General features: G+C 40.3%; 17 protein-coding genes. 7 read left to right on the top strand and 10 right to left on the bottom strand.

Translation table 11 applies throughout. The features are described 5' to 3' along the window. Positions 1-46 precede the first annotated feature (46 nt). The 10 genes from V7161_RS18160 to rpmH all read right to left on the bottom strand — a co-directional run bounded on the left by V7161_RS18160 (position 47) and on the right by rpmH (position 9,676). Complete coding sequence (locus V7161_RS18160) at positions 47-895, bottom strand: ParB/RepB/Spo0J family partition protein (RefSeq protein WP_335714363.1); 849 nt, start codon at positions 893-895, stop codon at positions 47-49. Continuing rightward, positions 888-1,649, bottom strand: coding sequence for a ParA family protein (locus V7161_RS18155; RefSeq protein ID WP_223595378.1), 762 nt, complete (start codon positions 1,647-1,649; stop codon positions 888-890). Before V7161_RS18155 ends, V7161_RS18160 begins: the two co-directional genes overlap by 8 nt. A 308-nt stretch (positions 1,650-1,957) precedes the next feature. Beyond that, positions 1,958-2,833: a nucleoid occlusion protein gene (noc, locus tag V7161_RS18150; protein ID WP_335714362.1), complete on the bottom strand. Its 876-nt coding sequence runs from the start codon at positions 2,831-2,833 to the stop codon at positions 1,958-1,960. 101 nt (positions 2,834-2,934) lie between these two features. Beyond that, a complete protein-coding gene (gene rsmG, locus V7161_RS18145) occupies positions 2,935-3,651 on the bottom strand; it encodes a 16S rRNA (guanine(527)-N(7))-methyltransferase RsmG (protein ID WP_335714361.1) in 717 nt (238 codons plus the stop codon). 139 nt (positions 3,652-3,790) lie between these two features. Continuing rightward, positions 3,791-5,680, bottom strand: coding sequence for a tRNA uridine-5-carboxymethylaminomethyl(34) synthesis enzyme MnmG (gene mnmG / locus V7161_RS18140; RefSeq protein WP_335714360.1), 1,890 nt, complete (start codon positions 5,678-5,680; stop codon positions 3,791-3,793). A gap of 194 nt (positions 5,681-5,874) precedes the next feature. After that, positions 5,875-7,260: a tRNA uridine-5-carboxymethylaminomethyl(34) synthesis GTPase MnmE gene (gene mnmE, locus V7161_RS18135; protein WP_335714359.1), complete on the bottom strand. Its 1,386-nt coding sequence runs from the start codon at positions 7,258-7,260 to the stop codon at positions 5,875-5,877. 256 nt (positions 7,261-7,516) lie between these two features. After that, positions 7,517-8,140, bottom strand: a complete 624-nt coding sequence (jag, locus tag V7161_RS18130) for an RNA-binding cell elongation regulator Jag/EloR (RefSeq protein ID WP_223595387.1) — start codon at positions 8,138-8,140, stop codon at positions 7,517-7,519. Further along, positions 8,137-8,910, bottom strand: coding sequence for a YidC family membrane integrase SpoIIIJ (spoIIIJ, locus tag V7161_RS18125; protein ID WP_335714358.1), 774 nt, complete (start codon positions 8,908-8,910; stop codon positions 8,137-8,139). Before spoIIIJ ends, jag begins: the two co-directional genes overlap by 4 nt. 139 nt (positions 8,911-9,049) lie before the next feature. Continuing rightward, positions 9,050-9,397 carry a ribonuclease P protein component gene (gene rnpA / locus V7161_RS18120; RefSeq protein WP_223595390.1) on the bottom strand — a complete coding sequence of 116 codons (348 nt, stop codon included), beginning with the start codon at positions 9,395-9,397 and terminating at the stop codon, positions 9,050-9,052. Positions 9,398-9,541: 144 nt separating this feature from the next. Continuing rightward, the gene (gene rpmH, locus V7161_RS18115) at positions 9,542-9,676 is read right to left on the bottom strand and encodes a 50S ribosomal protein L34 (RefSeq protein ID WP_223595391.1); all 135 of its coding nucleotides are present in this window, start codon (positions 9,674-9,676) and stop codon (positions 9,542-9,544) included. A 692-nt stretch (positions 9,677-10,368) separates the two neighbouring features. On the opposite strand from rpmH, the gene dnaA reads away from it, so the two are divergent. From dnaA to gyrA, 7 genes are all read left to right on the top strand, one after another. Continuing rightward, a complete protein-coding gene (dnaA, locus tag V7161_RS18110) occupies positions 10,369-11,715 on the top strand; it encodes a chromosomal replication initiator protein DnaA (protein ID WP_335714357.1) in 1,347 nt (448 codons plus the stop codon). A 185-nt stretch (positions 11,716-11,900) separates the two neighbouring features. Next, positions 11,901-13,037, top strand: a complete 1,137-nt coding sequence (gene dnaN, locus V7161_RS18105; RefSeq protein WP_223595402.1) for a DNA polymerase III subunit beta — start codon at positions 11,901-11,903, stop codon at positions 13,035-13,037. A 148-nt stretch (positions 13,038-13,185) separates the two neighbouring features. Next, a complete protein-coding gene (gene yaaA, locus V7161_RS18100) occupies positions 13,186-13,401 on the top strand; it encodes a S4 domain-containing protein YaaA (protein WP_335714356.1) in 216 nt (71 codons plus the stop codon). 18 nt (positions 13,402-13,419) lie between these two features. Further along, the gene (recF, locus tag V7161_RS18095; RefSeq protein ID WP_335714355.1) at positions 13,420-14,538 is read left to right on the top strand and encodes a DNA replication/repair protein RecF; all 1,119 of its coding nucleotides are present in this window, start codon (positions 13,420-13,422) and stop codon (positions 14,536-14,538) included. A gap of 8 nt (positions 14,539-14,546) precedes the next feature. Further along, positions 14,547-14,795, top strand: coding sequence for an extracellular matrix regulator RemB (gene remB, locus V7161_RS18090; RefSeq protein ID WP_335714354.1), 249 nt, complete (start codon positions 14,547-14,549; stop codon positions 14,793-14,795). A gap of 79 nt (positions 14,796-14,874) precedes the next feature. Continuing rightward, complete coding sequence (gene gyrB, locus V7161_RS18085; protein WP_335714388.1) at positions 14,875-16,797, top strand: DNA topoisomerase (ATP-hydrolyzing) subunit B; 1,923 nt, start codon at positions 14,875-14,877, stop codon at positions 16,795-16,797. 78 nt (positions 16,798-16,875) lie between these two features. Then, the gene (gyrA, locus tag V7161_RS18080; protein WP_335714353.1) at positions 16,876-19,428 is read left to right on the top strand and encodes a DNA gyrase subunit A; all 2,553 of its coding nucleotides are present in this window, start codon (positions 16,876-16,878) and stop codon (positions 19,426-19,428) included. Positions 19,429-19,565 lie beyond the last annotated feature (137 nt).

Raw genomic sequence — 19,565 nt, 5'->3', positions numbered from 1 at the left:
AACTATCATATTAAGATAAAAAAATAAACCATCCTTTTGGATGGTTTTAAAATGATTCTTCCTGGCCAAGCATTTCAAGAATCCGTTCCAGATCTTCCTGCGAGAAAAATTCAATTTCTATTTTCCCCTTATTGTTATTTTGCTTAATATTCACTGTCGTGCCAAAACGCTCACGCAACGAATGCTCGCGTTCCTGAATGAAAACATCCTTTTTCTTCTCAGGCTTTTTTGTTTCACGTGAAACATTTTCATTTAATTGTTGAATTAATTTTTCCAACTGGCGGACGTTTAACCCCTCATTGATAATTTTTTCGATTAAAACAGGAAGCTTAGCTTTTTGTCTTAGTCCTAATAAGGCACGGCCGTGACCCATTGATATTTTCCCCGCTGAAATTAACTCTTGAATATGGGGAGGAAGGGAAAGCAGCCTGATATGATTGGCGATATGCGGGCGGCTTTTGCCTAAACGTTTCGCTACTTCCTCCTGTGTCATCTTCAGCTTTTCCATTAATGTTTGGTAGGCAAGTCCCTCTTCGATCGGATTTAAGTCTTCACGTTGGAGATTTTCAAGGACGGCCAATTCCATCATTTGCTGTTCAGAAAGCTCGCGAACAACCGCTGGAACTGTTTCAAGCTTCGCTTCTTTAGCAGCCCGGAAACGGCGTTCACCGACTACAATTTCATAGCCTTTAATCGTTTTTCTGACAACAAGCGGCTGAAGGATTCCATGCTCTAAAATCGACTCTTTTAATTCATCGATCGTATCTTGGTGGAAGGTTTTACGTGGCTGGTAGGGATTCGGCCGCAGCTCCTTAAGTTTAATTTCTTGGACTGTTTCTTCTTTGCTGACATCCGCAAAAAATGCATTAAGGCCTTTTCCTAATCCTTTAGCCATTTGAGACCACTTCCTTCGCTAAATCTAAATAGACTTCTGCTCCGCGGGATTTTGCATCATAGGTAATGATCGGTTCCCCATGACTTGGAGCTTCACTTAGACGCACATTTCTAGGAATAATCGTTTTATAAACCTTGTCTTGGAAGTATTTTTTTACTTCTTCAATGACTTGAATGCCAAGATTAGTCCTTGCATCAAGCATTGTTAGTAATACTCCTTCAATTTTTAATTCTTGATTTAAATGCTTTTGCACCAATCTTACGGTATTCAAGAGCTGACTTAAGCCTTCAAGCGCATAATATTCACATTGTACTGGGATTAAAACGGCATCGGAAGCTGTTAAAGCATTGATGGTTAATAAACCTAAAGATGGCGGACAATCTATAATAATATAGTCAAATTGATCCTTCACCTCTCCGAGGGCGCGTTTTAAACGGACCTCTCTGGAAATCGTCGGAACGAGTTCAATTTCTGCTCCAGCCAGCTGGATGGTTGCTGGAAGTGCGTATAAATTTTCAACAGATGATGGTTTAATAACTTCTTTTACTTCGACATCGTCTACTAAAACATCATAGATACACTGTTCAACTTCTGCCTTTTCAATTCCAATCCCGCTTGTTGCATTTCCCTGCGGGTCAATGTCTACCAATAAGACACGTTTCCCTATGTGTGCTAAGCAGGCGCCTAGGTTGACAGAGGTAGTCGTTTTGCCGACTCCACCTTTTTGATTCGCGATCGCAAGAACTTTGCCCACGATGTCACCTACCCTTTATATCTTGAAAAATTTTATTCTCAGAATCTATTAAAAATTATCCTCTATTAAAGAAAGAAAGTAAAATTTCATTCCTATATTTTAACATGAAATTGATAGGTTGTTGTTTATTTTCTAAAAATATTCCAATGAGTTAATTTTTCCAATAGGCATTGTTATATCAGGCTGTTGATTTGCGCTCCAGGTGCTTCGCTTTGCGCTCCAATCAACAGGTGGCAAAATCAGCACGACTTTTTACACAAAAAAATAGAACCAAACAATATGATTGTCTAGTTCTTCTAAAATGCATATTATTTTTTCTTTGGAATCCGAATTGTGAATTGGTAAAATTCATCAAATTCTTCTTCCTCAGCGTCAAGATTAATCCCGCTGTCGGTTACCATTGTCAGTGATTGTCGAATGGTATTGACGGCGATTCTCATATCCTTGCTAAATGCTTTGCGTTTCGGCTTTGGTTTCTCATTTTTTTGTTCAAGCATCCTGTCAACGCGATCCTCAGTCTGCTTAACATTTAAATTCCTTTCAATAACCTCAGCCATGAGGGCCACCTGTTTTTCTGGATCCTTAAGTGGAATCAGGGCACGTGCATGTCGCTCAGTAATGATTTTATTTAATAAGGCTTCCTGTACCGGCTGCGGTAATTTTAAAAGCCGCAATTTATTGGCGACAGTCGATTGGCCTTTACCAAGCCGCTGTGCTAGTGCCTCTTGCGTCAGGTTGTGCAGTTCGAGCAGTTTTCCGTACGCAATCGCTTCTTCAATCGGCGATAGCTCTTCCCGCTGCAAATTTTCAATCAATGCCACAGAAGCCGTTTCGGTATCTGATAAATTTTTTACAATGGCTGGCACTTCTGTCCAGCCTAGCTTTTTCATGGCCCGCCAGCGGCGCTCACCGGCGATGATCTCATATTTGCCAATTGCAAATTCTCTAACTACAATTGGTTGAATGATACCATGTATGTGTATCGTTCGTGATAGTTCTTCAATCTTATCTTCATCAAATACTGTTCGCGGCTGAAAACGGTTAGGCACAATCTGGTCAATTGGAATTTTTTTAATTTCTTCATTTCTTTCCACTTCTATTTCTATTTCTTCCTCAAGACCAACCGCAGCCTCTTGTTCTCCTTTTTCACCAAAGCCAAAAAAGCGTGTAAATGAATTTTTCATCCCCAACACCACCTTTACGAAACTCCCTATTACTAATTCTATAAGCGAATAATATCTTCCTGCCTAACGAGGTAATTTTCACAAAATTTGCGAGCCTTCCATTACTCGATTGGTGCTTTACCTGGTGTCCCTGGTTTTCGCGGATATTTCTTCGGCGTCTGTTTTTCTTTTTTAATAATTAAAATACTTCTTTCGCTTTCTTCAAATGGCAATGTAAAGGTAAACATTTTATCCAGCTTGCCGCCGAGTGTGGTAATTGCTTTTTGACCCACTGCCAATTCCTCTTTGGCTGATGCGGCCTTCATGGCAATAAAGTCCCCGCCGACTTTGACCAGCGGAAGACAGAACTCACTCAGTACCGACATCCTTGCAACGGCCCTTGCTGTTACAACATCAAAGTTTTCGCGGTATTCCGGATTCACCCCAAAAGTTTCCGCGCGGTCATGGACAAAATGAACATTCTCCAATTCCAAAACATTAGCAAGATGGGTTAAAAAGGAAATCCGCTTATTTAATGAATCGACAATCGTTACTTCTATTTCCGGGAAAACTATTTTTAGCGGGATGCTTGGGAATCCGGCTCCCGCCCCAACATCACAGAGATGAAAGGGTTTAGTAAAGTCAAAATAAAATGATGCCGTAATAGAATCATAAAAATGCTTTAAATAGACATCTTCCTTATCGGTGATGGCCGTTAAATTCATTTTTTCATTCCATTCCACTAATGTCTCATAATATTTTTCAAATTGATTAAGCTGCCTGTCGGTAAGGGTAATGCCCTTTTCCTGAAGACTCTCTTTAAATTGTTCAATATTCATTTAAAAATCCTCGCTGTCCAGCTCCAGCGCCTAGCCCCTCTTTGGTCTAAGCCAATCCGGCAAGAAGGTTAAATGGCAGCCTTCTCACCGGCTTGTCTTATGCTTGTCGGGGCTGCTCAAGGCGCTTCCGCTCGTCTGGTTATTCATTTGAGATTCTCGCAACCCTGCCCTGCTCTAAGTATACAAGAAGAATCGAGATATCCGCAGGGTTTACCCCGGAAATTCTAGAGGCCTGGGCAAGAGATAACGGCTTGATCTGCTTTAGTTTTTGTCTTGCTTCTGTTGCCAGTCCTGTTATCGCATCATAATCGATGTTATCAGGGATTTTCTTATTCTCCATTTTCTTTAAGCGATCGACTTGCTGCAGAGATTTTTCAATATATCCCTCATACTTAATTTGAATTTCCACCTGTTCCTTTGTTTCGTCTTCAAGCGGAGCATCAGATTTAGTTAGAGTCTCCAGCAATGCATACGTCATTTCTGGTCTTTTTAACAAATCAGAGGCACGGATACCATCCTTTAATTCACTGCCGCCGATGCTTCTTATTAGTTCTTGTACCTCAGCAGAAGGCTTTAAAATAATGGAGCGTAAACGTTCCTTTTCTGTCTCAATTGCGTCTTTTTTTGTTAAAAATTTCTGATAGCGTTCATCGGTAATTAGGCCAATTTCATGACCGGTTTCAGTTAAACGCAAATCGGCATTATCATGACGAAGGAGCAAGCGGTATTCCGCTCTTGACGTTAGTAATCGGTAAGGCTCATTTGTTCCTTTTGTAATCAAATCATCGATTAATACTCCAATATAGGCATCGGAACGACTTAACACTAACTGTTCCCGGCCAAGTGCATTAAGCCCTGCATTGATTCCGGCCATTAAGCCCTGTCCTGCCGCTTCCTCATATCCAGATGTACCATTAATCTGCCCCGCCGTATATAAGTTTTGCACGACCTTTGTTTCAAGGGTTGGCCATAATTGTGTAGGGACAATCGCATCATACTCAATCGCATAACCGGATCGCATCATTTGTACGTTTTCAAGCCCTGGAATGGTTTTAAGAATTTGCTGCTGGACGTCTTCAGGAAGACTTGTTGATAAACCTTGAACATATACTTCCTGCGTATTCCTGCCCTCTGGCTCAAGGAAAATTTGGTGACGCGGCTTATCATTAAAACGTACGACTTTATCTTCAATCGATGGGCAGTAACGCGGTCCTGTTCCTTTAATCATCCCGGAATACATCGGGGAGCGGTGCAGGTTATTATCAATTAACTGATGTGTATGTTCATTGGTATAGGTTAACCAGCATGGGAGCTGATCGGTAATATATTTCGTTGTTTCATAGGAAAAAGCCCTTGGCGTTTCATCACCAGGCTGAATTTCCGTCTTGCTGTAATCAATCGTATGGCTATTTACCCTTGGCGGCGTCCCTGTTTTAAAACGGACTAAATCAAAGCCAAGCTCTTCTAAATGCTCTGAAAGCTTAATGGAGGGCTGCTGATTATTCGGACCGCTCGAATATTTTAATTCACCCAGGATGATTTCCCCGCGCAGGAAAGTACCCGTCGTAATGACAACCGTTTTTGAACGATAGACGGCTCCTGTTTTGGTAATAACACCCTTGCAATTTCCATCTTCGACAATTAACCGCTCGACCATGCCTTGGATTAACGTCATATTCGGCTCATCTTCAATTGTTTTTTTCATTTCATGCTGATAGGCAAATTTATCCGCCTGTGCTCTTAATGCCCGTACGGCTGGACCTTTGCCTGTGTTCAGCATTCTCATTTGAATATGGGTTTTATCGATGTTTTTGCCCATTTCTCCGCCTAATGCATCGATTTCCCGTACGACAATGCCCTTGGCAGGACCACCTACCGATGGGTTACATGGCATAAAGGCAACCATATCGAGATTGATCGTAATCATTAATGTTTTTGCACCAAGTCTTGCCGCCGCGAGGCCAGCCTCACAGCCAGCATGACCGGCACCGATGACAATAACGTCGTAACTCCCTGCTTCGTATTGCATGTTGATCCTCCTTTTCCACTCGTAAAAGCGGAAACATTCCTACTGTCTAGCTCCAGCGCCTAGGGGCTCGCAGGTCATAAGCCAATCCGTCGAGAAGGTTAAAAAGCAACCTTCCCGCCGGCTAGTCTTATGCTTGTCGGCCCTAGGAAAAAAATGAACTGCTTTTTTCCCCTGAGCAGGGCGCTTCAGCTTTTCTATTTTCCTAAACAAAACTGTGAGAATAACTGATCAATGAGGCTTTCATGGACGCTGTCGCCGATGATTTCCCCAAGCAATTCCCATGTCCTTGTTAAATCTATTTGTACAATATCAATCGGAGTGCCCAATTCTACGCCTTCAATAGCTTCTTCGATTGAGTTTAAACTTTGATTTAATAAAGCAATATGACGGCTGTTCGAAACATAGGTCATATCTCCCGCTTCAAGCGAACCTGCAAAGAATAAAGAGGAAATTGCCTCTTCCAGTTCATCTACACCGCGGTCTTCTAAAAGTGAAGTTGTGACTAACTTATATTCCTTCGCTAATTCCTTCACCCGTTCCAAATCAATTTGCTGCGGCAAATCTGTTTTATTGACGATGACGATGACATCCATTCCCTTAACAGCTTCGAATAGATTTTCATCCTCTTTTGTCAGCTTGTCCGAGTAATTCAACACGAGCAAAATTAAATCTGCCTCTTTTAATACCTGTCGCGAACGCTCGACACCAATCCGTTCAACGATATCCTCTGTTTCTCTGATTCCCGCCGTATCCAATAGTCGAAGCGGTACACCCCGGACATTGACATACTCTTCAATCACATCGCGGGTAGTTCCTGGTATATCAGTGACAATCGCCTTGTTTTCTTGTACCAGACTGTTTAATAAAGAGGATTTCCCAACATTCGGCCGGCCAACAATAACAGTGGAGAGGCCTTCTCTTAAAATTTTTCCCTGCTGAGATGTTTGCAAAAGCTTGGTTATTTCCTCTCTAACAATGTGAGCTTTTGGCAGCAGCATATTATGGGTCATCTCTTCAACATCGTCATATTCCGGATAATCAATATTTACTTCAATATGGGCCAGGATTTCTAGAATTTCCTGCCGTAGTCGTTTAATCAGCTTCGATAGGCGCCCTTCCATCTGTCCAAGGGCGACATTCATGGCCCGGTCTGTTTTCGCTCTGATTAAATCCATGACTGCCTCTGCCTGCGATAAATCGATCCGTCCATTTAAAAATGCCCGTTTTGTAAATTCACCCGGCTCTGCTAATCTTGCTCCGTTTTTTAAAACATGCTGGAGGACTCGATTGACTGACACGATTCCACCATGGCAGTTAATTTCCACTACATCCTCTTTTGTAAAGGTTTTTGGCCCCTTCATCACAGAAACCATTACCTCTTCAACTACTTCGCCGCTCTTTGCATCGATTAGATGGCCATAATGAATTGTATGGGTCGGTTGCTCAGACAGCTTCTTCCCGCCAATCCCTTTAAAAAGCTTATCAGCTATTTTTATGGCATCATCCCCGCTCAACCTGACAATGGCGATGGCTCCCTCACCCATTGGTGTCGAGATCGCTGCAATTGTATCAAACTCCATCTACTTCACCTCACTTAAAAACCATATTTATATATGAAAATTATTTTTTTATCCAAAACACTAGAATACCACATCGATATCTGTTAAAAAAGCAAACCACTTCGTTAAAAATTATCCACAGTACAGTATTGTCCATTTATTATTTTAACTTATCCACATGTGAATAACAATAAAACAAAAATAAGGGAACATCTTTCAGATTTATGCAAAAAAAAAAACATCCTACCTTTTTTCAGGTAGGATGCTTTGTAAATTTTTATCTTCTTACTGGTGATATGACTATAAATCGATGAGGCTCCGATCCATCGGAAAAAGTTTTCACGCGTTTATTTTCAGATAAAGCGGAATGAATAACTTTACGCTCATAGGAAGGCATCGGCTCTAATGCAACATCTTTCCCAGTCTTAACTGCTTTCTCAGCAAGTCGATGTGCAAGTTGAATAAGGGTTTCATTTCGTCTGTTCCGGTAATCTTCAGCGTCCAAAATAACGGTTAAATACTGATTGGAGAAGCGGTTAATTACTAATTGCGTCAAATATTGAAGTGAATTTAACGTTTGACCCCTTTTTCCAATCAAAAGCGCAATCTTTTCCCCAGTCATAATAAACTGAACCTGCTTGCCGTCCCGCTTAATTTCAATTTCCGCAGGGGCACCCATTTGTTCACTAACTTGAGTTAAAAATTTCTTCGCTTCCTCTAGCGGATCGATAATGACAGTTACCTTTACAACAGCTGGACGTGAACCAAAAATACCAAAAATCCCTTTTTTTCCTTCGTCAATAATGTCTACATCTGTGCGGTCTTTTGTTGTCTTTAATTGAGCTAAAGCTGATTCTACTGCTTCTTCGACTGTTTGTCCTGTAGCAGTTACCTGTTTCACTTTTTTGCTCCTCCCGCTTTGCCGGTAGCTTGTGCCTTCAGATCCGGCCCTTTAATAAAATAGGTTTGAACAATCATGAAAATATTTCCGACAACCCAGTACAAGGAAAGAGCTGCTGGGAAATTAAAAGCAAAAACGACAATCATAATTGGCATCATCCAAAGCATCATCGCCATTTGCGGATTCTGCTCCTGTCCGGCCATCATCAATTTTTGCTGAATAAATGTTGTGATACCTGCAACGATTGGTAAAATGTAGTATGGATCCTTTTCACCAAGGTCAAACCACAGGAAGCTGTCTTGGGCAATTTCCCTTGTTCTTGAAATGGCATGGTAAAAACCAATCAGGATTGGCATTTGCACAATTAAAGGAAAGCATCCAGCCATAGGATTTACGCCATGCTTTTGAAAAAGCGCCATCGTTTCCTGCTGAAGCTTTTGCTGTGTCTTTTGATCCTTCGAGCTATATTTTTCACGAAGAGCCTTCATTTCCGGCTGCAAAGCCTGCATCGCTTTTGAGCTTCTTGTCTGCTTGATCATTAACGGCAAGATAGCCAGCCTGATTAAGATCGTCACGACAATAAGCGATAAACCAAAGCTGCCGCCTAGTAAATGAGCACCTTCTTTAATCAGCCAGGACAATGGATAGACAATGTATTCATTCCAAAAGCCCGTACTTTCGGCAGTAATCGGCTTCTTTATTTCACTGCACCCGGTGAGGAACAGAAAAACAGAAAGAAGGCCGAATGAAAGTAATATTCTTTTTTTCAACCAATTTTTCCTCCTTGCAACATATATAGTGAAAAAGTGTGTAGGTAAACTTTTTATGTATATATTTCCATTAGGACATATCATAGGTATTTTATCATTTATTTAAATGAATTGTCTTCATTACTTTACAATTATCGCCCTAAAAGTTTTTCTTCAAAACCTTGCCGACCTTTAGTACATGGGTCAGACTCTTTTTAACCTCGAAAAAATCCATTTCAGCTGCAGGCTTTCTTGCAATGATCACGAAATCATTTCCCACGGCCAGCTGATCTTTAAGCTCAAAAACAGATTGTCTGAGGTATCTTTTAATCCGATTCCTTGTAACAGCATTTCCAATCTTTTTGCTGACAGATAGTCCAATTCGGAAATGTGCCTGTTCTTCTTTTGATAAGGCATAGACAACAAATTGGCGATTTGCAAATGAACGGCCTTTCTGGAAGGCTGTTTGAAATTCTTTATTCTTTTTAATTCGGAATTCTTTTTTCATAAAAAAACTCCTTCATTTGATAACGTTCTTTGAACTTTGATTGCTACCCAGCTCCAGCGCCTAGGAAAAAAAAAGCTACTTTTTCCCTGACCAAGGCGCTTTCGCTTTTAATTAGAAAAAAGACCACTGAGACGTTTCAGTGGTCTAAGCTGATAATACTTTTCTTCCTTTACGACGGCGACGAGCAAGAACCTTACGTCCGTTTGCTGAGCTCATACGACTGCGGAATCCGTGAACTTTGCTGTGTTTACGTGTATTTGGTTGGTACGTTCTTTTCATATATGACACCTCCCCGAGGAATAACTCTCAATTACAAATGACAGTCTTAATTATTATAAGGATGTCCATCCCAAATTGTCAACCACTCTCCATCTATTGTTTCCTATTTCCAAATTTTTTTACATACCTTCGCTAAGACGAACGGCATGAAAAAAATTTTCATCTTAGATCCGTTTTTTCGTACCTGTGGATAAAAAATCGACACATTTCGCATTATCCACACAAGATATTGACAGCTTTTTCACAAAATCAATTCTTGTGGACAATTATTATACACACAATGTTACAGTTGTGGATAAACTTCGAAAAACCATTGCACACCTTGCTATTATTTGATATTATATTTGTGTTTTCACTCTGAATAACTTCATCTCAAAAAATGCTTATCCACAGATTGTGGATAACATGTGGACATGTTATTCTAGGTCTCTGTAAAAACTTGTCCACAAGGGGTGGATATTGTCGAAACTCCACTTTATTTCCTTATTATATGTTTTCCACAACCAATGTTTCGTATATTGCTAAATTCATAGATTGTACTCCTAAATTGACAAACGATTTTCACTAAAACTTTGTCGAATAGGATACCTGGTTGAGAAAAGAATACTCCATATACAAATAATTTTTTTCGGAGTTAGACAGCAGCGAAATGCATTTAAATATAAAAAATCAGAAAAAAGGAGGGAAACTAGTTGGAAAATATTGCGGATCTTTGGAATGCAGCTCTAGCCAATATAGAAAAGAAAATAAGCAAACCAAGCTTTGACACTTGGCTAAAGTCGACAAAGGCTCATTCCCTTCAAGGCAATCTACTTGTCGTGACAGCTCCAAATGAATTTGCCCGCGATTGGTTGGAAGAACGCTATTCTCAGTTAATTGCAGGAATTCTTTATGAAATAACGGGAGAAGAATTATCGGCCAAGTTTATTATTCCGCAAAATCAAAAAGAGGAAGAACTCGATCTGCCAACGCCTCCAAAAAAGGCGAAAAAGGATGACGATCACACGGAATTTTCTCCAAACATATTAAATCCAAAGTACTTATTTGATACGTTTGTTATTGGTTCCGGCAATAGATTTGCCCATGCTGCCTCACTTGCTGTAGCTGAAGCTCCGGCAAAAGCCTACAATCCTCTCTTTATTTATGGAGGTGTGGGATTAGGGAAAACTCACTTAATGCATGCGATTGGCCATTATGTTTTAGATCATAAACCTTCGGCAAAAGTGGTTTATTTATCATCTGAAAAATTTACCAACGAATTTATTAACTCGATTCGTGACAATAAAGCGGAAAGCTTCCGCAATAAATATCGAAATGTGGATGTCCTTCTGATTGATGATATTCAGTTTTTGGCTGGAAAAGAATCAACTCAGGAAGAATTTTTCCATACCTTTAATGCTCTCCATGAGGAAAGCAAGCAAATCGTTATCTCAAGTGACCGGCCGCCAAGGGAAATTCCGACATTGGAGGATCGCCTGCGTTCACGCTTTGAGTGGGGGTTAATTACCGATATTACCCCGCCTGATTTAGAAACAAGAATTGCCATCCTTCGTAAAAAGGCCAAAGCCGAAGGACTTGATATACCAAACGAAGTCATGCTCTATATTGCAAATCAAATTGATACAAACATTAGGGAACTAGAAGGTGCCTTAATTCGTGTCGTTGCCTATTCATCTTTAATTAATAAAGATATCAATGCGGATTTAGCTTCGGAAGCGTTGAAGGATATCATTCCAAGCTCGAAGCCAAAGGTCATCACGATTCATGATATTCAAAGGGTCGTCGGAGAGCACTATAGTGTCAAACTTGAAGACTTTAAAGCCAAAAAGCGTACAAAGTCTGTTGCTTTCCCACGGCAAATTGCGATGTATTTATCACGTGAATTAACCGATTACTCTTTGCCTAAAATAGGAGAAGAGTTCGGCGGCCGAGATCATACGACTGTGATCCATGCTCATGAAAAAATATCCAAGCTCCTCCAATCTGATTCAACGCTGCAGAAGCAAATGAAGGAATTGAATGAGCTGTTGAAAATATAACTTAATTGTGAATAACTCCCTAAGACTTGCACACAGTCTGTCCACATGTGGATAGGCTGTGTTTCTATTGAAATTCCTAGTTATCCACATACTAACAGGGCCTACTAGTACTTCTACTATATTTTTTTAAAAAATAATATTATATGCTTACGCATTAAAAATATGCTTACAGGGAGGATTTAATTATGAAATTTATCATCCAGCGTGATCGTCTTGTTCAAAGTGTTCAAGATGTTATGAAGGCTGTTACAACACGAACCACCATCCCTATTCTTACGGGAATTAAAATTGCCGCTACAACAGATGGAGTTACTTTAACAGGAAGTGATTCTGATGTTTCTATTGAATCCTTTATTCCTAAAGAAGAATCTGGGGATGAAATTGTAGAGATCAAACAAACAGGAGCGATTGTTTTACAAGCTAAGTTTTTTAGCGAAATCGTAAAAAAATTACCGACTGATTCCGTTGAAATTGAAGTACTTGGATCGCTGCAAACAGTTATCCGCTCTGGAAAATCAGAATTCAACCTTAACGGCCTTGATGCAGAAGAGTACCCTCACCTGCCGCAAGTAGAGGAAAATAATAAATTTCATATTGCGACTGATTTGTTAAAAGCGATGATTCGCCAAACCCATTTTGCAGTGTCCACCTCAGAAACACGCCCAATCTTGACAGGTGTAAACTGGAGGATTGAAAATGGCGAGTTAACCTGTATTGCAACAGATAGCCACAGACTTGCATTAAGGAAAGCGAAAATTGAAACGGCAAATAACGAAACCTATAATGTTGTTATTCCAGGAAAAAGCTTAAATGAATTAAGTAAAATTATTGATGACACAAATGAATTAATCGATATCGTGATTACCGAAAATCAAATTTTATTTAAAGCCAAGCACTTATTATTTTTCTCAAGATTGTTAGAAGGCAACTATCCGGATACATCAAGATTAATTCCAAGTGAAAGTAAAACAGATGTGACAGTCAATACGAAGGAATTTTTGCAGGCGATTGATCGTGCTTCTCTGCTTGCACGTGAAGGAAGAAACAATGTCGTTAAATTTTCAACAATTGAGGATGGAATTATCGAAATTTCTTCAAATACACCAGAGATCGGTAAGGTTGTAGAAGAAATTCAAAGCGGCGCGATTGAAGGAGAAGATTTAAAAATTTCCTTTAGTGCAAAATATATGATGGATGCCCTAAAAGCATTAGAAGGAACCGATATCAGAGTGAGCTTTACTGGAGCCATGCGCCCGTTCCTGATTCGTCCCCTTCATGACGAAACCATTTTGCAGCTGATTTTACCAGTAAGAACGTACTAAATATTTATACAACCTTGTGTATATAGCCGCCACACCATTGGCGGCTATATTTACTATTGTGAGATAACTTTTGAGAATCCTTTGTATCTAAGGCAAAAATTTAGTAAAATAAAGTATTGAGACCATTTTAGGAATGAGGGTGACTTGTGTGCCTGGAGAAATTAAGCTGAGCACAGAATTTATTACATTAGGACAATTTTTAAAAGTAGCTGATGTGATCCAATCTGGCGGAATGGCAAAATGGTTTTTGAGTGAACACGAGGTATTTATCAATGGTGAACAAGACCAAAGAAGAGGAAGAAAGCTTCGGGCAGGTGACAAGGTTCAAATTGCCGGTGTTGGGGAATTTGTCATTACCGAGTAACTAAAGGATGTCCTGCGCATGTATATTGAAAAATTAGTGTTAAAAGACTATCGCAACTATGATGAGTTATTTATTGAATTTGAAAATAAAGTAAATGTAATCTTGGGAGAAAATGCTCAAGGTAAAACCAATGTAATGGAATCCATTTATGTGTTAGCAATGGCTAAATCTCACCGAACATCAAACGATAAAGATCTTATTCGCTGGGATCAAGAGTATGCTAAAATAGAAGGCAGGGTTCAAAAACAACACAGCTCGCTTCCGCTGCAATTGGTTATTTCCAAAAAAGGCAAAAAGGCAAGGCTTAACCATATTGAGCAGCAAAAATTAAGTCAGTATGTGGGGAATTTGAATGTAGTCATGTTTGCACCAGAGGATCTTAACTTAGTAAAGGGCAGTCCGCAGGTGCGAAGACGGTTTATTGATATGGAAATTGGGCAGGTTTCGCCAATTTATTTACATGATATGAGTCAATATCAAAAAATACTCCAGCAGCGTAATCATTATTTAAAAATGATGCAGATAAAAAAGCAAACCGACCAGACAATGCTTGAAATTTTAACCGAACAGTTTATTCAAATGGCCGTGAAAATTGTCACCAAAAGATTTGAGTTTCTACAGCTGCTTGAAAATTGGGCAAAACCAATTCACCAAGGGATATCGCGGGGGCTTGAATCGCTTGAAATAAACTATAAACCTTCCGTAGAGGTATTAGAAGGACAAGATTTGTCGAAAATGGTAGCATGCTTTGAAGAAAAGTTCGGGAAGGTACGCGCAAGGGAAATTGAACGCGGAACAACCATGTTTGGCCCTCATCGCGATGATTTGATGTTTTTTGTAAATGGAAGGGATGTTCAAACCTTTGGGTCACAAGGCCAGCAGCGGACAACAGCATTGTCTGTAAAGCTTGCAGAAATTGAACTAATCTATGCCGAAATAGGGGAATATCCGATTCTCCTTCTGGACGATGTGTTATCAGAGTTAGATGATTATAGACAATCTCATCTGCTCAATACTATCCAAGGCAAGGTTCAAACCTTTGTGACGACCACGAGTGTGGAAGGGATTGACCATCAAACATTGAAGGAAGCCTCCACATATGTTGTGGATTCTGGCTCGATAAAGAAAGTCAACTGAGGTGGAGCATGTATATTCATATCGGGGAAGATCACAATATCCGGGCCAAGGATATTATTACCATCCTGGATAAAGAAAGTGCCAACCAATCGGAACTCGTGGAAGAGTTCTTGAACCACCATAAAGAAAAAGTTATGAATTTATCCAAAAACCCCTTTAAGTCGATTATTATTACCTTTGACAAAGTTTATTTATCCCCAATTGCTTCTGGAACGTTAAAGAAACGTTCCAGCCAATTGAATATCCAGGAATTTTAATACATCATATTTTTATTGGTTTTTAAAACGAAAATATAGCTATATTTTTGTATGAAGGTGCAGGTGAACAGGTATGACTATGGAACAAAAAGCATTAGAAGAACAATCCTACGGTGCGGAACAAATTCAGGTTCTAGAAGGACTTGAAGCAGTTAGAAAAAGGCCTGGTATGTACATCGGTTCAACAAGCGGTAAAGGCCTCCATCATCTCGTTTGGGAAATCGTTGATAACAGTATTGACGAGGCACTAGCGGGCTTCTGTAATGAAATCAATGTTTTCATTGAGGAAGACAATAGTATCACAGTAAAGGATAACGGCCGTGGTATTCCGGTTGATATTCAAGAGAAAATGGGCAGACCTGCGGTTGAGGTCATTATGACGGTTCTTCATGCCGGAGGTAAATTTGGCGGTGGAGGCTACAAGGTTTCTGGAGGTCTTCATGGGGTTGGTGCATCAGTTGTTAATGCCCTCTCTACTGAACTTGAGGTTTATGTCCACCGCGAAGGTAAAATTCACTTAATTAAATTTGAACGCGGAGCGGTTGTCCAAGAACTTGAGGTAATCGGAACTACCGATAAAACAGGTACCATTACACACTTTAAACCAGATGGTGAAATCTTCACTGAAACCCTGGTATATGAATATGACATTCTAGCTACTCGTCTTCGTGAACTTGCCTTCCTTAACCGAGGAATCAAAATCACGATCGAAGATAAGCGAGTTGAAAATAAACATAATGAATATTACTACGAAGGCGGTATTAAATCCTATGTAGAGCATTTAAACCGTACAAAGGAAGTTATTCATGAAGAACCAATCTATATTGAGGGCGAGCGCGATGGAATTAGTGTAGAGGTCGCTCTTCAATATAACGAAGGCTATACTGATAACATTTACTCCTTCGCTAATAATATCCATACCTATGAAGGCGGAACGCATGAATCAGGCTTTAAAACAGCCTTAACTAGGGTTATTAATGACTACGCCCGAAAAAATGGTTTGATTAAAGAAAATGATACGAACCTTTCTGGAGAGGATGTTCGTGAAGGCTTAACCGCCATTGTTTCGGTCAAACACCCTGATCCACAATTTGAAGGACAAACAAAAACAAAGCTCGGAAACTCAGAAGTAAGAGCGATTACCGATACAGTCTTTGCTAGTCATTTTGAAAAATTCATGCTGGAAAATCCGACAGTTGCGAGGAAAATTATCGATAAAGGTTTAATGGCTGCGAGAGCAAGGCTTGCAGCAAAGAAAGCCAGAGAATTAACCCGCCGGAAAAGCGCGTTAGAGGTTTCCAGTTTACCGGGTAAATTAGCGGATTGTTCTTCTAAGGATCCCTATGAAAGTGAATTGTATATCGTTGAGGGTGATTCTGCGGGCGGCTCTGCAAAACAAGGCCGTGATCGCCATTTCCAAGCGATTCTACCGTTAAAAGGGAAAATCCTTAATGTTGAGAAAGCACGATTAGATAAAATTCTTTCTAACAACGAAGTTCGAGCTATGATTACCGCCATTGGAACAGGAATTGGCGAGGATTTTGAAATTTCGAAGGCGCGTTATCATAAAATTGTCATTATGACGGATGCCGATGTGGATGGTGCTCACATTCGAACACTGATTTTAACGTTCTTCTACCGCTACATGAGAAAAATATTAGAAGCAGGCTATATTTATATCGCCCAGCCGCCGCTCTATAAAGTGCAGCAAGGAAAACGGATTGAGTATGCGTATAACGATAAAGAACTTGAGCGGATTTTCGCTGAGCTGCCAAGCCAGCCAAAGCCGAATATCCAGCGGTATAAAGGTTTGGGAGAAATGAATCCTGAACAATTATGGGAAACAACAATGGATCCTGTGAAACGAAGCATGCTTCAGGTTAGTCTTGAGGATGCGATTGAAGCAGATGAAACGTTTGAAATGCTTATGGGTGAAAAAGTAGAACCACGCCGGAACTTCATTGAAGCCAACGCACAATATGTTAAGAACTTAGATATATAAAAAAGGGTAGAGGTTTAACCACTATCCTCCTTTTCTTTTACCTGGGTGGCCAGGTGATCATTATAGGAGGTACCAAATATGGCTGAAACACCAAATTCTCAAATAAAAGAGATTAATATCAGTCAGGAAATGAAATCATCCTTTCTTGACTATGCGATGAGTGTTATCGTTTCACGTGCCCTTCCAGATGTTCGGGATGGTTTAAAGCCCGTACATCGCCGTATTTTATATGCTATGCATGATCTTGGAATCCATGCGGACAAACCATATAAAAAATCTGCCCGTATCGTCGGTGACGTTATCGGTAAATATCACCCGCATGGTGATTCCGCCGTTTATGAAACGATGGTTCGGATGGCGCAGGACTTCAACTATCGTTATATGCTTGTTGATGGACACGGGAACTTTGGTTCCGTAGACGGGGATGCCGCAGCAGCGATGCGGTATACCGAATCAAGAATGTCCAAAATCTCGATGGAATTATTAAGAGATATCAACAAGGATACAATTGATTACCAAGATAACTATGATGGTGAGGAAAAAGAGCCTGTTGTTCTGCCGGCAAGATTTCCAAACCTGTTAGTTAATGGAACTACAGGTATTGCGGTCGGTATGGCTACCAATATTCCGCCCCACCAGCTTGGTGAGGTCATTGACGGCGTATTGGCGGTCAGTCATGACCCTGAAATTAGTACTCAAGAGTTGATGGAGATAATTCCGGGTCCGGATTTCCCGACTGGAGGAATCATTCTTGGCCGGAGTGGTATTCGTAAGGCCTACGAAACAGGCCGAGGATCGATAACTATCCGAGCTAAAGTAGAGATTGAACAAAAATCGAATGGCAAGGAAGTCATTATCGTAAATGAATTGCCATATCAAGTAAATAAAGCAAAATTAATTGAAAAAATTGCGGAATTAGCACGTGATAAAAAAATTGATGGCATAACTGACCTTAGAGATGAATCCGACCGCAGAGGAATGAGAATTGTCATTGAGGTCCGTAAAGATGCCAATGCTAATGTCCTCTTAAATAACTTATATAAGCAAACTGCCCTGCAAACCAGCTTCGGTATTAATACGCTGGCCCTTGTGAACGGTCAGCCGAAGGTACTAAGTCTAAAACAATGCTTGGTCTATTACTTAGATCATCAAAGAGTAGTTATCCGCCGGAGAACAGAATTTGAACTGCGTAAAGCGGAAGCACGTGCTCATATTTTAGAGGGTTTAAGAATTGCACTGGACAATTTAGATGCCGTGATTACCCTTATTCGAAACTCGCAAACAACTGATATTGCCCGCGAAGGTTTAATGACAGAATTTAATCTTTCTGAAAAACAAGCCCAGGCAATCCTTGATATGCGCCTGCAGCGTTTAACAGGTTTGGAAAGAGAAAAGATTGAAGATGAATATCAAAGCCTTATGAAGCTTATTGCGGAATTAAAAGCAATCTTAGCTGATGAAGAAAAGATTCTTGAAATCATCCGCGGAGAATTACTGGAAATTAAAGAACGCTTCAATGATAAGCGCCGAACAGAAATCCAATCTGGCGGAATTGAAAATATTGAGGATGAGGATTTAATTCCACGTGAAAATATTGTCATTACCCTAACCCATAACGGTTATGTTAAACGTTTGCCGGTGTCTACATACCGTGCACAAAAACGCGGCGGACGCGGCATTCAAGGAATGGGGACGAATGAAGATGATTTCGTGGAACATTTAATCACCACTTCCACCCATGATACGATTTTGTTCTTTACCAATAAGGGTAAAGTATATCGTTCAAAGGGATATGAAATCCCAGAATATAGCCGAACAGCAAAAGGAATTCCGATTATTAACCTTCTTGGCATTGAAAAAGGAGAATGGGTAAACGCCATTATTCCGGTGGAAGAATTCGTGGACGATTGGTTCCTGTTCTTTACAACCAAGGAAGGAATCTCAAAACGTTCACCATTATCATCGTTTGCACATATCCGTAACAATGGTCTCATTGCATTGAGTCTCCGTGAAGGCGATGAACTGATCTCTGTCCGCATGACAGATGGATCAAAGGATATGATTATTGGTACAAAGAATGGTATGTTAATTCGTTTCCCAGAAACGGATGTTAGGTCAATGGGCCGGACCGCTACTGGAGTAAAAGGGATTACTTTGGATCAAGGCGATGAAGTGGTCGGAATGGAAGTTCTAGAAGAGGACAATGATGTTCTAATCGTGACCCAAAATGGTTACGGAAAACGTACACCTGCTGCTGAATACCGGATTCAAGGCAGAGGCGGTAAAGGTATCAAAACTTGCCACGTAACCGAGAAGAATGGAAATCTTGTTTCCATGAGAGCCGTAACAGGTGAAGAAGATCTTATGTTGATTACAACTGGCGGCGTCCTTATTCGCATTGATGTAGCTGGGATTGCAAGAATAGGCCGGAATACTCAAGGTGTCAAACTCATTAGCATAAAAGAAAATGAAAATGAGTTTGTGGCCACAGTAGCTAAAGTAGAGAAAGAGGAAGCTGTTGAGAATGAAAGCGGCAGTGAGGGGGAAGAAACCCCTTCTGTAAATGAAGAAAACAGCCAGGAAGAGACAATCTCTTCTGAAGAAATTGCCCCTGAGGGTGATGAAGAATAAGAATCGAAGGGGGAGCATACAGGGTATGTTCCCTTTTCTTATATAAAAAGTTTTAAAAAACCGTTGACTTAAATTATTACAGATGATATATTTATTAAGTCACTTACGGGCGATTGAAAAATCGATCTTTGAAAACT

The organism is Neobacillus drentensis, assembly GCF_036965425.1.
Taxonomy (GTDB): Bacteria; Bacillota; Bacilli; order Bacillales; family Cytobacillaceae; genus Neobacillus; species Neobacillus drentensis_F.
This window is presented reverse-complemented; position numbering and strand designations above follow the sequence as displayed.

Coding starts and splice junctions, on each gene's coding strand:
- mnmG (WP_335714360.1), bottom strand. CDS start 5,680: ATGCAATACGAAGCAGGGAGTTACGACGTTATTGTCATCGGTGCCGGT.
- rnpA (WP_223595390.1), bottom strand. CDS start 9,397: ATGAAAAAAGAATTCCGAATTAAAAAGAATAAAGAATTTCAAACAGCC.
- mnmE (WP_335714359.1), bottom strand. CDS start 7,260: ATGGAGTTTGATACAATTGCAGCGATCTCGACACCAATGGGTGAGGGA.
- remB (WP_335714354.1), top strand. CDS start 14,547: ATGTATATTCATATCGGGGAAGATCACAATATCCGGGCCAAGGATATT.
- rsmG (WP_335714361.1), bottom strand. CDS start 3,651: ATGAATATTGAACAATTTAAAGAGAGTCTTCAGGAAAAGGGCATTACC.
- recF (WP_335714355.1), top strand. CDS start 13,420: ATGTATATTGAAAAATTAGTGTTAAAAGACTATCGCAACTATGATGAG.
- gyrA (WP_335714353.1), top strand. CDS start 16,876: ATGGCTGAAACACCAAATTCTCAAATAAAAGAGATTAATATCAGTCAG.
- rpmH (WP_223595391.1), bottom strand. CDS start 9,676: ATGAAAAGAACGTACCAACCAAATACACGTAAACACAGCAAAGTTCAC.
- gyrB (WP_335714388.1), top strand. CDS start 14,875: ATGGAACAAAAAGCATTAGAAGAACAATCCTACGGTGCGGAACAAATT.
- noc (WP_335714362.1), bottom strand. CDS start 2,833: ATGAAAAATTCATTTACACGCTTTTTTGGCTTTGGTGAAAAAGGAGAA.
- dnaN (WP_223595402.1), top strand. CDS start 11,901: ATGAAATTTATCATCCAGCGTGATCGTCTTGTTCAAAGTGTTCAAGAT.
- V7161_RS18160 (WP_335714363.1), bottom strand. CDS start 895: ATGGCTAAAGGATTAGGAAAAGGCCTTAATGCATTTTTTGCGGATGTC.